Annotated in this window: 10 protein-coding genes; 5 read left to right on the top strand and 5 right to left on the bottom strand. The window is 69.9% G+C overall.

Annotated features, from left to right (window positions below; all coding sequences use genetic code 11):
• Positions 1-986: hypothetical protein (locus tag BFF77_RS29260; RefSeq protein WP_211280342.1), on the bottom strand; the 986-nt coding region annotated here is incomplete at its 3' end.
• Positions 987-1,239: 253 nt separating this feature from the next.
• Here BFF77_RS29260 and BFF77_RS29255 point away from each other — a divergent pair.
• A complete protein-coding gene (locus BFF77_RS29255) occupies positions 1,240-4,599 on the top strand; it encodes a S8 family peptidase (RefSeq protein WP_245703776.1) in 3,360 nt (1,119 codons plus the stop codon).
• Between the two features lie 205 nt (positions 4,600-4,804).
• The gene (locus tag BFF77_RS29250) at positions 4,805-5,137 is read left to right on the top strand and encodes a hypothetical protein (RefSeq protein WP_066955849.1); all 333 of its coding nucleotides are present in this window, start codon (positions 4,805-4,807) and stop codon (positions 5,135-5,137) included.
• 251 nt (positions 5,138-5,388) lie between these two features.
• On the opposite strand, the gene BFF77_RS36030 is transcribed toward BFF77_RS29250, so the two are convergent.
• Positions 5,389-5,532, bottom strand: coding sequence for a hypothetical protein (locus BFF77_RS36030; RefSeq protein ID WP_169922746.1), 144 nt, complete (start codon positions 5,530-5,532; stop codon positions 5,389-5,391).
• Between the two features lie 6 nt (positions 5,533-5,538).
• Here BFF77_RS36030 and BFF77_RS29245 point away from each other — a divergent pair, with 6 nt between their 5' ends.
• Positions 5,539-5,952 carry a hypothetical protein gene (locus BFF77_RS29245; RefSeq protein WP_141698556.1) on the top strand — a complete coding sequence of 138 codons (414 nt, stop codon included), beginning with the start codon at positions 5,539-5,541 and terminating at the stop codon, positions 5,950-5,952.
• A gap of 147 nt (positions 5,953-6,099) precedes the next feature.
• On the opposite strand, the gene BFF77_RS29240 is transcribed toward BFF77_RS29245, so the two are convergent.
• The 3 genes from BFF77_RS29240 to BFF77_RS29230 all read right to left on the bottom strand — a co-directional run bounded on the left by BFF77_RS29240 (position 6,100) and on the right by BFF77_RS29230 (position 10,789).
• Positions 6,100-6,831 carry a hypothetical protein gene (locus BFF77_RS29240; RefSeq protein WP_066955843.1) on the bottom strand — a complete coding sequence of 244 codons (732 nt, stop codon included), beginning with the start codon at positions 6,829-6,831 and terminating at the stop codon, positions 6,100-6,102.
• Positions 6,832-7,361: 530 nt separating this feature from the next.
• The gene (locus BFF77_RS29235; protein WP_066955840.1) at positions 7,362-8,891 is read right to left on the bottom strand and encodes a helix-turn-helix domain-containing protein; all 1,530 of its coding nucleotides are present in this window, start codon (positions 8,889-8,891) and stop codon (positions 7,362-7,364) included.
• Positions 8,892-9,217: 326 nt separating this feature from the next.
• Positions 9,218-10,789: an alkaline phosphatase D family protein gene (locus BFF77_RS29230; protein ID WP_245703774.1), complete on the bottom strand. Its 1,572-nt coding sequence runs from the start codon at positions 10,787-10,789 to the stop codon at positions 9,218-9,220.
• Between the two features lie 428 nt (positions 10,790-11,217).
• On the opposite strand from BFF77_RS29230, the gene BFF77_RS29225 reads away from it, so the two are divergent.
• A complete protein-coding gene (locus BFF77_RS29225) occupies positions 11,218-14,334 on the top strand; it encodes an alpha-L-rhamnosidase (RefSeq protein WP_066955833.1) in 3,117 nt (1,038 codons plus the stop codon).
• Positions 14,331-14,956: ABC transporter substrate-binding protein (locus BFF77_RS29220; protein WP_141698555.1), on the top strand; the 626-nt coding region annotated here is incomplete at its 3' end. The genes BFF77_RS29225 and BFF77_RS29220, both read left to right, overlap by 4 nt.

Below are 14,956 nucleotides of genomic sequence, written 5' to 3'. Positions count from 1 at the left end.
GCGTCGTAGGTGACCGCCACCTGCTGCATCCGCGTACCACTCACCTGACCCACCTCACCCGCCTTGCCGCCGACGGAGAAGGTGTAGACGAAGGTGACCTTGCCCGCGTCCGGGCCGGTGTTGGTACGGAGGACCACCACGTCCTGGGTCATGGAGCCGCTGATCAGATCCGTCGAGACGCTGCCGAGGTCCTTGGGCTCGCCGTCCTTGCCGCCCTCGCCGCTGCCCTTCTTGAACGACTTGCCGAGACTCAGCCCGCCCGACGCCTCCGTGGTCGTCTTGGTGATGTCGACGTCCGGCATCCGTTCCGGGTTGGTCCTCTCCATCTGCGACATGGCGCTGTTGCTGCAGCCGACCTGGCTGATGGGCGAGACGGGACTGCCGACCATGGCACGGCAGAAGTCCTGCTGCTTGAGCGCCTCGGCGAAGGCCTTGGCGTCGGCGAGATTGGCCTCCAGATCGGCCTGCGGGTTGTCGCTCTTGTGGCTGCCGAACATCCACTGTCCGCCCTTGCCGCTGCCCTGCGTGTACGTCCCGCTCAGCGAGGCGCTGCCGCCCCAGTCCTTCAGCCCCGGGATACCCGCGGAGACGCTCGCCGTGACACCGACGCTGCTGTCCGTGACCCGCTCCACGGTGACCGTGCCGTCGGACCACTGCTGGACCTTGAGCTGGTCCGACCCGCTGATCTTGATGAAGAGGATCTGGATGACGACGGTGTCCTTGGTCTGGTCCTGCGACAGCAGACACTTCGCGGGCTGGAACGGATCGTTGGGAGGTACGACGGGATCCTCGCCCTCGCCGCCACCGTCGTCCCCGCCCTCGCCACCCTCGTCCTCACCCGAGGCGCACGCGGAGGCGCCATCGGCGGCATGAACGATTCGGCAGACCGCGTCCTTCAGCCCGACCGCCTCGTCCTCGGGCACCGTCAGCCCCACGATCGCCGCCACGACCAGGGCCACCACCCCGATCACCGCGGCGTACTCCACACCGCTCTGGCCGCGATCGCCATGCCCATGCCAAATCGGGAGACCTCTGGTGCCTCTCACCATCCACTCCTCGTCCCACACCGTGACCATCCCCCGAACGGGAGGCAGCGTAAGAACGAAGCCGGGCCCAACGGCAGGGCCCCCGGACCCACCTGTGGGCCCAAGATCGGGTGCACGCATACTCGGTATGGTTCACTTCGGGGGTTCGTTCGATTTATGACCACATCTCAAGCAGGCGTACGCAGGGGGAGAGTTGCCCGGAAAACGAAGCAGAACGGGCGCGGCCATGGTGGCCGCGCTGCTCACCGCGGGACTCGTCACGGGGGCCGGGCCGGGGGAGCGTTCCGGCTCCGGTGCGGCGGCACCGGCGGATTTCGTCGCGAAGGCGCGCAAGGCACAGGGTGAGCCGTCCGCGGTCACCCTGATCACCGGCGACCGCGTCCATGTGGACGCCGAGGGCAGGGTGGACCGGATCCAGCCCGGCAAGGGCCGTGAGCAGGTCCGTGTCACCGTCAGGCGAGTCGGGGACAGCACCTACGTCCTGCCCGCCGACGCGTCCCGGCTGGTGGCCCAAGGCAAGCTCGACCGGCGGCTGTTCGATGTCACCGGCCTGATCAGGGACCGGTTCGACGACGCGCACCGCGGGACGCTGCCGCTGATCGTGTCGTACACCAAGGACACCCAGGACACGGCGCGGGCGAAGTCGGCGATCTCGGCCGCGGAGGTCTCCGTACGGCGGAGCCTGCCCGCGGTCAAGGGCGAGGCGCTCACCGCGCCCAAGACCGGTTCGTCCGAGGCGTGGCACGCCCTCACCGCGCCCGTGGCCGGTCAGCGTCTGGCGCGCACCACAGCGCCCGGTGTGGCGCGGGTGTGGCTGGACGGCAGGCGCCGGGCGAGCCTGGACCGGAGCGTCGCGCAGATCGGCGCTCCGACCGCCTGGCAGGCCGGGTACGACGGCGCCGGTGTGAAGATAGCCGTGCTCGACACCGGTGTGGACGAGACCCATCCCGACCTCAAGGGCGTCGAGGTGGGCCAGAAGGACTTCTCCGGGTCGGGCAGCACCGTCGACCGCGTCGGCCACGGTACGCATGTCGCGTCGATCGCCGCGGGCTCGGGAGTCAAGTCCGGAGGCAAGTACAAGGGTGTCGCGCCCGGCGCGCGGATCCTCGACGGCAAGGTCCTGGACGACTCGGGCTACGGTTCGGACTCCGGGATCATCGCCGGTATGCAGTGGGCCGCCGACCAGGGCGCCAAGGTGGCCAACCTCAGCCTGGGCGGAATGGACACCGCGGAGACGGATCCGCTGGAGGCGGCCGTCGACCGGCTCTCCGCGGAGAAGGGCATCCTCTTCGTCATCGCGGCGGGCAACGAGGGCCCGGCCGCCGGCACGGTGGGCTCGCCGGGCAGCGCCGCCTCGGCGCTCACCGTCGGCGCGGTCGACCGGGCCGACGGGCTCGCCGGTTTCTCCAGCGTGGGCCGGACGGCCGACGGCTCGCTGAAGCCGGACCTCACCGCGCCCGGTGTGGACATCGTCGCGGCGAAGGCGGCCAAGGGACAGCTCGGGGACCCGGCGGCCGACGGCTATGTGTCGATGTCGGGTACGTCCATGGCGACTCCGCACGTGGCGGGCGCCGCGGCGATTCTCGCCCAGGAGCACCCGGACTGGACCGGACAGCGGATCAAGCAGACGCTGACCGCGTCCGCCCGGCCGACCGCCGGACTGACGGCGTATCAGCAGGGCACCGGCCGTACCGATGTGGCCGCGGCGATCACCCAGACCGTGGTCAGCGAGCAGACCTCGGTGAACTTCGGTCTCCAGCGGTGGCCGCACACCGACGACACTCCGGTGACCCGGCAGATCACCTACCGCAACAGCGGCACGGAGCCGGTCACACTCGATCTGTCGCTCGACACGACGGGGCCGAAGGGACAGCCCGCTCCGGCCGGACTCTTCACGCTCGGCGCGCAGCAGGTCACCGTACCCGCGGGCGGCAGCGCGAGCGTTGACGTCGTCTCCGACACCCGGACCGGCACGCAGGACGGCACCTTCTCCGGTTCGGTCGTCGCCGCCGCGGGTGAGGGCGGCCAGCGCGTCCGTACGTCCTTCGGCGTGGTACGCGAGGGTGAGGCGTACGACCTCACGGTGAAGTTCATCGACACCAAGGGCAAGCCCGCACGGGCCGACTCGATGGTGTTCGGGCACTCCGGCGACCTCTGGGAGGACCTGCTCGACACCGACGGTGACGGGATCGCCAAGGTCCGGGTGCCCAGGGGCAGTTATCTGGTGGAGGCTCCGGTCGAGACCCCCAGGGGGTCCAAGGCCGGTTCCGACATCGCCCTGATGGTGGCGCCGAAGGTCTCGGTCACCGCGAACTCGACGGTCACCTTCGACGCCCGCAAGGCGAAGCCGCTGAGCATCACACCGCCGGAGAGCGCGACCCAGGTCGCCGCGTATCTGAACTACGGGCTCGACCTGGGCGGCGACGACGGCATCGGCAGCTCCTGGTTCCTGAACAGCTTCACGGGCTTCAGGACCGGGCAGGTCGGCGCGGCGCTCACCGCCCGGCAGTTCAGCTCCCAGGTCGGCGGCACCTGGCAGAAGGGCAGCACCAGCTACAACCTGCTCTACAACCGCACCGGTTCGCTCCACACCGGCTTCAGTCACAAGGCGGCCAAGAGCGAGCTGGCCCTGGTGAACCTGCGGATCGGTGCCTCCGCGAAGTCCCAGCGGGGCGCCGTCCTCCCCTCGTGGAACACGGCGGACCTCGGGCTCGGTACGGTCACCAGGCCGTTCGCCCTGCCCGGCGTGGCCAAGACCTATGTCACCGTGCCCAAGGGCTTCACCTGGGACTTCGGTGTCGAGCAGCAGGGCGCCACGGTGGCCGGGGGCTACGCGTACCTCGGGCCCGACATGGCGAGGACGTACCTGGCGAAGAAGACCTACACGCACACCTACAACGTCGGGGTGTTCAGCCCGAAGGTCAACGCCGACAACACCGCGCTCCGGTACCAGAACGAGATGGCGGTCTGCATCCCCGAATTCACCGACGGCGCCGGGCACTTCGGCTACTCCTCGGTGACCGGGCAGCGGACCGTGATCACCGCGGGCGGCAAGAAGCTCGTCGACAACGGCGGCGAGCTCTGCACCTACAGCGACGCCCTGCCGGCCGCCTCGGCGGCGTTCCGGATCAGTACGGACGTGTCCCGTTCCACCAAGGTGGCCGGAGTCAGCACGCGGATCGTCGCGGGCTGGACGTTCACCTCGAAGAGGCCGGCCGGTGAGACCGTGGCGACACTGCCGCTCTCCACCGTCCGCTTCGCCCCGACGCTGGACCTGGGCAGCGCCGGCGCCAAGGGCAAGAAGCTCACGGTCCCGCTCAACATCCAGGGCCCGGCGGCGGGCAAGGGCTTCAAGTCCCTGTCCGTGCAGGTCTCCTACGACGGCGGCACCAAGTGGGCCAAGGCCACGGTGACCACCGCCAAGGACGGCAGGCGGAGCCTGACGCTGAGCCACCCGAAGAGCGCGACCTCGGTCTCGTTCAAGGCGAAGCTCACGGACAAGAACAGCAATGTGTACGACCTGACCGTCTTCAAGGCGTATCTGCTCAAGTAGCAGGGAACGGCGCCGGTCCGACGGGACCGTGATCCGCCCCCGTGGTCCCGGGCATCCGAGAGGAGCCCGGGACCACGGGGGCGGTCGCGTACCGGGGCGTACCGATTGCAGGTTTGCCCAAGGTCTCCCCAAGGCGGTCCGGTCACGGTGGACACAACGGCCGGGCGTCACCGGCCAACCACCGTTACTAGTCGAGGAGTTGCTCATGCGTATGCGTATGCGTCGCGCGACGGCCGGCACTGTTCTCGGGGCAGCCCTGGTTCTCGGAGCGGTGCCCACCGCCCAGGCCCAGCCCGCGGCCGGAGGTTCGGGGCCGGCGTCGGCCGCCGCTCCCAGCTGCCGCTCTTCCTGGTCCGACGTCAACACCTACGCCGCGCAGTGCTCCGGCGCCAGCAGCACCCGCTTCTACTCCTGGGCCGAGTGCAACAACGGGGCCATCGTGTTCGGAGCCACGAAGTACGCGAACGGGTCCCAGTCCTACGCCTACTGCGCGGGTAAGGGCGGCTTCTCCGGTTACGGCGGTTGGGTCATTCTCTGACCTGTACGGGCAACGCCCTGAGGCGGCGAAGGCCCCGACGCGGTGAGCGTTCGGGGCCTTCGAGATCTCTGGTGTCGGGCCGGCAAGGGAACGTCATCTGCCCGCCGGGGGGATCGGGCGGTCATAGTGCCCTCGTGGACGTTCGGGCCCGCCGCGGCCTGCCCCGGTCACCACCGCCACCAGGTCGTCGCGTGTGTTCGTCATGGTTGCGCCCATGGAAGTGCGAGGGTCGCCGCGGACGGACCGGGTGGTCAGGTGTTGGTCTCGGGGAAGCGGTACTCGGTCCGGTCGCGCTTGGTGTAGAGCCGCCAGTAGGTCTCGGCGAGTTCGTCGGGGTCGAGGACGTGCAGACCGGTGACACCACCGGTGACGGCGGCCAGTTCCTCGGGCGTCATCGCGTGGTGCCCTTCACCCCCGCCGATCTGCCCGGCTGCACAGGCGCCCTGCTCGACGCTCTGACCGCCGACCCCGGGCTGCTGCGCCTGACCCAGTGGAAGGCCCTGGAACGCCCCGGCGCCTCGCACCTGGAGCGGGAGGCGCACGTCACCAAGGCCGCCGAGATCGCCGCAGTCCACGGGGTCGGCGTCGAGGCCGGGATGGACACCCTGATGCTCGTCGTCGTGGCCGCCCAGGCCTGGGCCACCACGGCGCCGGAGATCCGCAACCCGGACGGCGCCGACGAGGCCGCCCGGCTCGTCCGGCACCGGGCAGCCATGACCAAGGCCGTCCAGGCCGCCATCGACGCCACATCGCGCGAGTCCGCGCCGCCGTCGTCCACGCCACCGGTGTCGCCCGGCGCGCCTCGCTCGCGCTGACCGCCACTACCACCGGTTCACGGCGCGGCCAAACCGCCGGACCTCCGGATCCGAGATCGTAGCCGTGAAGTCCCCGTTTACCGGGCAGGTCGGGCCGGAGCAACCGCTCCCTGTTCGCTCGGGGACCGGACGCGGGCGGTGTGCCGATCAGTTGAATCGGCCCTCGCTGTCGAGGTTGATCACCATCACGATCCAAACGGCGGCTGCCCGGATCACTCCCCGGGCCTCGATCCGCTCAAGTTCCAGGTCCTTGGCGCCGCCCCCGTGCCGGACCCACGGCATGGCGCTGGCGTAGTTGTGGAGCTGGTTGATCGCCGAGCGCAAGGCGCTGCGTTCCCCTTCGGGGAACAGGTGCTGGAGCCCGCGATTGATGTCCTTCTGGCTGGAGGCGATCTTCACCACGCCCTCCAGGGTGTTGACCGCCAAGGCGACGGCCAGTTTGTCGTCGCCGGCCTTCTGCGCGGCGAGGCTCTGGGCCCACATGGTCTTGGCGCCGACGTATTTTCCGGTCAGGAGCGGCATGGACCGGTCGGCTGCGTCCTGGACGCCGAACTCCTCCGCCGCTTGATCGTCTTCCTCGAATCGGCCGTCGACCATGGTCAGCCCGATCTCGGCATCGCGCAGGATGGAGTTGACGCGCTCGTCGTACGACCAGGACCCGTCCAGGGCCGTCTCCAACAGGTCGTAGACCTCGGAGTCGGTAAGTCGTTCGAGCTGCCACCTCATCCACTCGATCAGGTCCCTTCCCCAAAGACCGGCAGGGATGGGCTTGTCGAGCCAGGAGGAGAGCTTGTCCAGCGCGTCCTCCTCATATCCGTCGACAACGTCCTGAAGGACCCGGCGCAGTCCTTCGGGTGCGCTCTCCCGTTCCTGTCCCATCCTCAACCTCTCTCGACCGCATGGTGGTTCGCCCATTGTGGCCCGAACCGGACCCGTTCGAGGACCGGTCAAGAACGCCGGGGGCCGTCCAACGGCGATCGTCGCCGAGGACGCAGCCGGCCCCTCTCGCGGAGCGCCGATTCCGTCAGCGCGGACAGGTGGTTCAGCGCCGCCGCCCTCGTCCGCTGCCGGCTACCGGCTTTACGGCGGCGAGCACATCGACCGGAGACCGTTGCCTCCGCCGCAGGCACACCACAGCGTCCCGTCGGCGTCCATGTGCCGGTCGAAGGGCCGAAGCGGCACCGGCAGGCGGGCTACGAGAGCAGGCGGCGACGATGACGCGGGGACCTGGCCGTCCGGCTCCGGTCCGAGCGTGATCTGGAGCAGGTCGCGGCCCCAACTCGCCACAGTCCCCGCTCGCGGCGGCTCCCGCTCGGGCGCACAGTCCCAGTGAAGTCCCACAGATGCCGCCGCACCTCATCCTGAACCGCCAAATGGCAGGCCAGATAGGGTGCGGCGGCTTTCGCGGATCAGATGTCGCGGAAGATCTCGATCTGCGCGCCCACCGAGTTGAGGCGCTCCGCCAGGTCCTCGTAGCCGCGGTTGATGACGTAGACGTTGCGCAGGACGGAGGTGCCCTCCGCCGCCATCATCGCCAGCAGGACGACCACGGCCGGGCGCAGGGCCGGGGGGCACATCATTTCGGCGGCGCGCCAGCGGGTGGGGCCCTCGACCAGGACCCGGTGCGGGTCGAGGAGCTGGAGCCGGCCGCCCAGACGGTTGAGGTCCGTCAGATAGATGGCGCGGTTGTCGTACACCCAGTCGTGGATCAGCGTCTTGCCCTGGGCCACCGCCGCGATCGCCGCGAAGAAGGGCACGTTGTCGATGTTCAGCCCCGGGAACGGCATCGGGTGGATCTTGTCGATCGGGGCCTCCAGCTTGGAGGGCCGCACGGTCAGATCCACCAGCCGGGTGCGGCCGTTGTCGGCGGAGTACTCGGCGGACCTGTCGTGGTCGAGCCCCATCTCCTCCAGCACCGCCAGCTCGATCTCCAGGAACTCGATCGGCACCCGGCGGATGGTGAGCTGGGACTCGGTGACCACGGCGGCGGCGATCAGGCTCATCGCCTCGACCGGGTCCTCGGAGGGCGAGTAGTCCACGTCCACGTCGATGCTCGGCACCCCGTGCACGGTCAGCGTGGTCGTGCCGATGCCGTCGACCCGTACACCCAGCGCTTCGAGGAAGAAGCACAGGTCCTGGACCATGTAATTGGACGAGGCGTTGCGGATGACGGTGGCACCGTCGTGGCGCGCGGCGGCCAGCAGGGCGTTCTCGGTGACGGTGTCGCCGCGCTCGGTCAGCACGATGGGGCGGCCGGGACTGATCGAGCGGTCCACCTGGGCGTGGTACAGGCCCTCGGTCGCCGCGATGTCCAGCCCGAACCGGCGCAGTGCGATCATATGCGGCTCGATCGTGCGTGTGCCGAGGTCGCAGCCGCCCGCGTACGGCAGCCGGAAGCTGTCCATCCGGTGCAGCAGCGGGCCGAGGAACATGATGATGGAGCGGGTACGGCGAGCCGCTTCCGCGTCGATCGCCTCCATGTCCAGCTCGGCGGGCGGCACGATCTCCAGGTCGACACCGTCGTTGATCCAGCGGGTCCGCACCCCGATGGAGTTGAGCACCTCCAGAAGGCGGAACACCTCTTCGATGCGCGCCACCCGGCGCAGTACCGTACGGCCCTTGTTCAGCAGCGAGCCGCAGAGCAGTGCCACACACGCGTTCTTGCTCGTCTTGACATCGATGGCCCCGGAGAGCCGGCGCCCGCCGACCACCCGCAGATGCATGGGCCCGGCATAGCCGAGCGACACGATTTCACTGTCGAGCGCCTCACCGATGCGCGCGATCATCTCAAGGCTGATGTTCTGGTTACCGCGCTCGATGCGGTTCACCGCGCTCTGGCTGGTCGCCAGAGCATCGGCGAGTTGGGTCTGTGTCCAGCCCCGGTGCTGGCGCGCGTCTCGGATGAGCTTGCCGATGCGTACGAGGTAGTCGTCTGCCATGGGGGAAGTTTATCTCAGTTGTGAGATAAGAGTGCTACTGGGAGTGCCGTTGGAGTGTCGGCCACCCGGGCGTATCCGGCCCGGCCGCGGAGCCGGTGACGGACCCCAGGGCAGGCCGGGGCGGACAGCCCGGACACATGTCCGGGGCGGCCACCCATGTCCGATCCTGTGCACCTGGGGGCCGTCCCGGCAACCGCTGCGCCGCCGTAGGGGTGAGCCGGTCGGGCGAGCTGTGCGGCCTGATCACGAGTTGTAAGCACCGATCACGAACTGTACGAAGGACCGATCGCGAGCTGTGCGGACCGATCACGAACTGTACGGAGCGATCAGGCGGGCTTCACTCCGGGCCGACCCGCTTCGGTGACGTAGGAGACACGGGTCGAGACGGGAGCGCCGGGAGTGGTCACATACGGAAGTACCCGGAAGTCGGCGCGGCAGGTCTTCGGCGTCAGCGAGCAACGGACGTATCCGCGCTGGAAGTTGGTGAACTTGATATGCGGGTTGGCCGCGAGCAGATTCGCTCCCGAGGGATCCAGGTCCATACCGTCCTTGCCGGTCGCGATCGAACTGCCGACGAATTCGACACCGACCGTCGGCGAGTCCGGATCGTCGTAGTCCCGCTTGAGATCGGCGGCGAGATGGCGGTGCATATCGCCGGTCAGCACCACGGGATTGTTCACGTCGCGGTCGGCGAACTGCTGGAAGAGCCGCTGGCGCGAGGCCGCGTAACCGTCCCAGAAGTCCATGACGAACGACTGGCCGGGACCCGGATCGGTGTCCACCTGGCCGACGGGAATCTGCTGGGGGATCAGGTTCCAGGTCGCGTCGGAGCGCCCGAGGCCGCGGTAGAGCCATCGTTCCTGCTCCGCGCCGAGAATGCTGCGCTCGGGCAGCAGCCGTTCGGCGCAGCCGCTCCTGGTGCCGTCCCCGCACGGCTGGTCGTCACGGAAGAGCCGGGTGTCGAGGATGTGGAACGTGGCCATCCGGCCGTACCGCAGACTCCGGTACATACGGGCGTCGAAACCCCTCGGCTTGTTCGGCAGCCGCAGCGGAAGGTGTTCGTAGTACGCCTGGAAGCCCGCCGCGGCCCGCGTGCGGAAGACCGCCGGGTCCTGGTCGGGCTCGTTGTCCAGCTTGGAGATGTCGCCCGCCCAGTTGTCCTCCACCTCGTGGTCGTCCCAGACGACGGCCCACGGATGGGCCTGATGGGCGGCGATGAGATCGGGGTCGAAGCGGTGCAGCGCGTGCCGGTTGCGGTACTGGGTGAGGTCCATCGGCTCGGGACGCAGCTCGGCGGCCACCGGGACCTTCCGTACCCCGCCCATCGCGTCGATCGGGTTCTCGTAGATGTAGTCGCCGAGATGGAGGACGAGGTCGACGTCCTCCTCGGCGAGATGCCGGTACGCGGTGTAGAAGCCCTCGAACCACGCCTGGCAGGAGGCGAAGGCGAAGTTCAGTGACTTGGGACGGCTGAACGGCGCGGGCGCGGTACGGGTGCGGCCCACGGGGCTGACGATTCCGCCGGCCCGGAAGCGGTAGTAGTACTGACGCCCCGCCGGCAGGCCCGAGACCTCGACATGGACCGAGTGGGCGAGTTCGGCCACCGCGCGGGTCCACCCTCTGCGGACGACACGGCGGAAGCGTTCGTCGATGGCCACCTCCCAGTGGACGTCGACGGGATACGGTGCCATCCCGCCGGTGCCGTCGGGAGCGAGGGGGTGCGGCGCGAGCCGGGTCCACAGCACGAAACCGTCCGGCCAGGGGTCGCCGGACGCGACGCCCAGGGTGAAGGGATCCTCGCGGAACCGCTCCGCGGCCCTGGCGTCGACGGCCGACAGTCCGCTCGCGGCGAGTGCCAGCGCGACGGTCCCGGCGCCGAGCACCGCGCGTCTCTCCATGCCTTTGATGCCGCCGGTTCCACAGTTCATTCTCATGAAGACTGGTCCGTTCGTCGTGCGTGATTCCCGCCCGCCCGAGGGCGCGGAATCCCGCGTGAATTAACGTCCGTTCATGTGGTAATCACACGGTGACTATCACACGGGGATCGTGGGCCACAAGGGCACCCGCCGTGGGGGTGCAATGCCCGGTGCGACGCTTGTCCCGGGCGCCCTGTATGAGGAGTTCGGTCACGGTATGAGATGGGTGGTCGAGCGCGTCGGTAACACTCTTGACACCTCTCGTGGGGGGCTCATAGTCTCCACGCCACAGAATTCACGTGAGATTTCACATTCAAAGATGGTCGTCTTCACGGCGGACAGGTGACGACGAGCGGACGAACGGACGAACAGCCGACGGCGCCGCGCCGCTCCCGGCGCGAAGGAAGGACGTGCTCGTGTCCCTGCGGCCCTATGCCCTGCGATGCGACCACCGGACCACTCCCCTGGGGATCGACGAGCCCGCTCCGCTGCTCTCCTGGCGTCTGACGTCCGATCACCGGGGTGATGATCCGACCGCGTATCGGATCCGGGTCGCGGAACGGCCGGAGGATCTGGACGACGGCGGCCGGGCCCGCTGGGACACGGGACGGGTCGACGATCCGGACGCGATCGGCGCGCTGTACGAGGGGCCCGCGCTCCAGGCCCGTACGCGCTATCACTGGCGGGTCGCCGTATGGCCGGGCGGGACGGCGCAACCGGCGGAGGCCACCTCCTGGTTCGAGACGGGGATGTCCGTCACGGCGTCAGGGTTACGGCCGGGCCCGCCGGGTACGCCGTCCGAAGCCCTGCCGGACGCACTGCCGGACGTACCGTCAGGTGCTCACCCGGACGCACCGCCGGACGCGCCGTCAGGTGCTCACCCGGACGCGCCGCCGGGCGTGCCGCCGGCCGGTGTGCCGCCGGGCCCCGGTCCCTGGCGGGCCTCCTGGATCGCCCACGATCCCGGTCCCGTCGACCTGATGGACCCGCCCACCGAGGGCGAGCGCGCCCTTGACGACCACGGTCTCGCGCCGTGCCCGCTCTTCCGCCGCGCCTTCGCCTCCGCGCCCGCCGTCCACGCCCGTCTCCATGTCAGCGCCCGCGGGCTCTACGAGGTCCGGCTCAACGGGACCCGGGTCGGCGACGCGGAACTCGCGCCCGGGTGGACCGACTACACCCGCCGGATCCAGTACCGGACGTACGACGTGACGGATCTGATCAGGTCCGGCGAGAACGTCCTCGCGGCCACCGTCGCCGACGGCTGGTGGAGCGGATTCGTCGGCTTCGAACCGCGGAGGGCCGGAGCCCACTACGGCTCCCACCCGCAGTTTCTGGCCGAGCTGCATCTCCTCGACACCGACGGCCGAACCACCACGATCGTCACCGACGACACATGGCGTACGCACACAGGAGCGATCCGCCACGCCGATCTGCTCATGGGCGAGTGCCACGATCTGCGGTCCGCGGCCGACGGCTGGGAACTGCCCGGCTTCGACTCCTCCGGCTGGTCTCCGGCGCTGGTCGCGGACACCGGCCACCGGCTGCTCGTGGCCTCCGTGGACGAACCCGTACGGGCGATGGCCGAACTGCGCCCGCGCTCCATCACCCGTATCGGTGACGGTGTCCATCTGGTCGACTTCGGTCAGAACCTCGCGGGCCGATTACGGCTCCGCCTCGACGGACTCGCGCCCGGCGCCCGGGTGGTCGTACGCCATGGCGAGGCGCTGGACGGGACGGGCGCGCTCCACACGGCGAATCTGCGCACCGCCGCCGCCACGGACGTCCTGATCGGCGACGGCCGCACACCCGTCGTCTTCGAGCCGCGCTTCACCTACCACGGCTTCCGGTACGCGGAGATCAGCGGAGTCGCCAGGCTCGGCGCGGAAGATGTCGTCGCGGTCGCACTGCACTCCGACACGCCGTGGACCGGGGAGTTCGACTGCTCGGATCCCGACATCCGGCGGCTGTACGACTGCGTGGGCTGGGGACAGCGTTCCAACTTCGTCAGTGTGCCCACCGACTGTCCGCAGCGCGACGAACGGCTCGGCTGGCTCGCCGATGCCCAGGTCTTCCTGCCCACCGCCGCGCTCAACGCCGATGTCGCCGCGTTCTTCACCAAGTGGCTGCGCGATGTGGACGACGCCCGCACGCCGGACGGCGGCTTCACCAATGTCGCGCCGCGCCTCGTCGGAGTCGCCGACGAGGGCGCGCCGGGCTGGGGTGACGGCGGTGTGATCATCCCCTGGCATCTCTACCGTACGTACGACGATCCGCGTTTTCTCTCCCGCGCGCTGCCCGGCATGCGCGCCTGGGTCGATCTGATCCACCGTCACAACCCGGATCTGATCTGGCGACGGCGCGTGGGACCGCACTTCTCCGACTGGCTCGCGCCCGGCACGCCCACTCCACGCGATGTCATCGCCACCGCCTACTTCGCGCACAGCGCCCGTCTCACCGCGCGGACCGCCGACGTCCTGGGACAGCGGGGTGTCGCGCGCCACTACCACCGGCTGGCCGCCGACATCCGCGAGGTCTTCGTCGAACGGTTCGTGACCACCGCGGACGACGGCGGCACCGTACGCGTCGCGGGCGACACCCAGACCGGCTATCTCGTGGCGCTCGCCTTCGGCCTGCTGCCCGAGGACGGCGCCGAGGCCGCCGCGCACCGGCTGGCCGAACTGGTCGAGAGCGCGGGGCCCGCCCTGCGGACCGGTTTCCTCGGTGTCGCGCTCGCCGCGCCCGTGCTGGACGCGTACGGAAGGGACGATCTCGCCCACGCGCTGCTGCGCCGTACGGAGGTGCCCTCGTGGCTGTTCCCGCTGCGCCACGGCGCCACCACCATCTGGGAACGCTGGGACGGCTGGACTCCTGAGACCGGATTCCGCGCCCCGTCGATGAACTCGTTCAACCACTACGCGCTCGGCTCGATCGGAGAGTGGCTCTATCGCGGTGTCGCGGGTCTCGACCAGAGCGCGGACTCCACCGGATACCGGAAGCTGAGCATCCGCCCCCGCCCCGGCGATCTCACCCATGCGAGCGCCCGCTACGAATCCGTACGGGGCACGGTCGCGGTGAACTGGCGGCGCGACGGCGACCGGTTCGAACTCGATGTCCAGGTGCCGCCCGGAGCCACCGCCGAGGTGCGCGTGCCGACCTGCGAGCCGGACTCGGTCCGGGCGTCGGGCGCGGAGCCGACGTCCGGTGGCGGTCGCGGTCACGGAGGCGGCGGTGGCGGCGGTGGCGGTGGCGCTGGCAGCGGTGAGGGTGCATGTGAGGAGAGCCGCGCCCCTGACGAGAGCCGCGACCGTGAGCACATCTCGCTCGTGGCGACCGGGTCCGACCACGCCGTCTACCGCGTCTCCTCGGGCCGCTACCGCTTCACCGCCGTCCTCCCACCGGTCCCGGTCCGGGCCCCGGCTCCGGCGAACCCGCCCTCGGTCACCGCACCGGTGCGCACCACGAGCCGACGCACACCAAGCCCGGCGGCGCCGTCGTTCGCCGGCTCCCACGAGGAGGACGCACCATGACCATGGGTTCTCACAGCGAGCCGGGCCCCGTCCCGGGCCGGGGTACGGCACACTCCGCGCGTACCGCAAACGCCCGGGCTACGGCACACGGCCCGGGGACGACCGACGGCGCGGACATGGACGCGGGCGCGGGTGCGGTCAGCCGCCGGGGCTTCCTCCGTATCGGCGGTGGCGCCGCCACCCTCGCCGCGCTTCCCCCGCTCCTCACCGCCTGTTCGGGTTCCGGCGGCTCGGGACCGATCCGTGTCGTCGGCGTCGCCGACCAGCAGAAGCCGATGAACGAACTGCTCGCCGAGTACCGCAAGACCCGTCCCGACGACCGTTTCAGCACCTCCTTCGCGCCCACCGACCAGGTGCAGACCGTCGTACGCACCCGGCTCGCCGGCGGCAACGCGCCCGATGTCCATGTGCTGTTCCCCGGCAGCGGCAGCGCGATGTCCATGGTCGAGCTGGCCAGGGCCGGGCTCCTCACCGATCTCGGCGACCAGAAGTGGACCGAGGGCATCCCCGGCAACTTCGACGCCGCCTACCGGTACGAGGGCAAGACGTATCTGTACTCGGCGGGCAGCAGTGTCATAGGGGCCATCTACAACAAGAAGGTCTTCGCGCAGGCCGGCCTGCG

The sequence above is a fragment of the Streptomyces lushanensis genome (assembly GCF_001700515.1).
In the GTDB taxonomy this organism is placed as follows: domain Bacteria; phylum Actinomycetota; class Actinomycetes; order Streptomycetales; family Streptomycetaceae; genus Streptomyces; species Streptomyces lushanensis.
The sequence above is the reverse complement of the archived record's forward strand: the minus strand, read 5'-3'. Positions and strand labels throughout refer to the sequence as shown.

What these genes read in the sequence shown, in the direction of transcription:
- BFF77_RS29250 (WP_066955849.1), top strand. Translation starts at nt 4,805, where the DNA reads ATGCGTATGCGTATGCGTCGCGCGACGGCCGGCACTGTTCTCGGGGCA.
- BFF77_RS36030 (WP_169922746.1), bottom strand. Translation starts at nt 5,532, where the DNA reads ATGACGCCCGAGGAACTGGCCGCCGTCACCGGTGGTGTCACCGGTCTG.
- BFF77_RS29240 (WP_066955843.1), bottom strand. Translation starts at nt 6,831, where the DNA reads ATGGGACAGGAACGGGAGAGCGCACCCGAAGGACTGCGCCGGGTCCTT.
- BFF77_RS29235 (WP_066955840.1), bottom strand. Translation starts at nt 8,891, where the DNA reads ATGGCAGACGACTACCTCGTACGCATCGGCAAGCTCATCCGAGACGCG.
- BFF77_RS29230 (WP_245703774.1), bottom strand. Translation starts at nt 10,789, where the DNA reads ATGGAGAGACGCGCGGTGCTCGGCGCCGGGACCGTCGCGCTGGCACTC.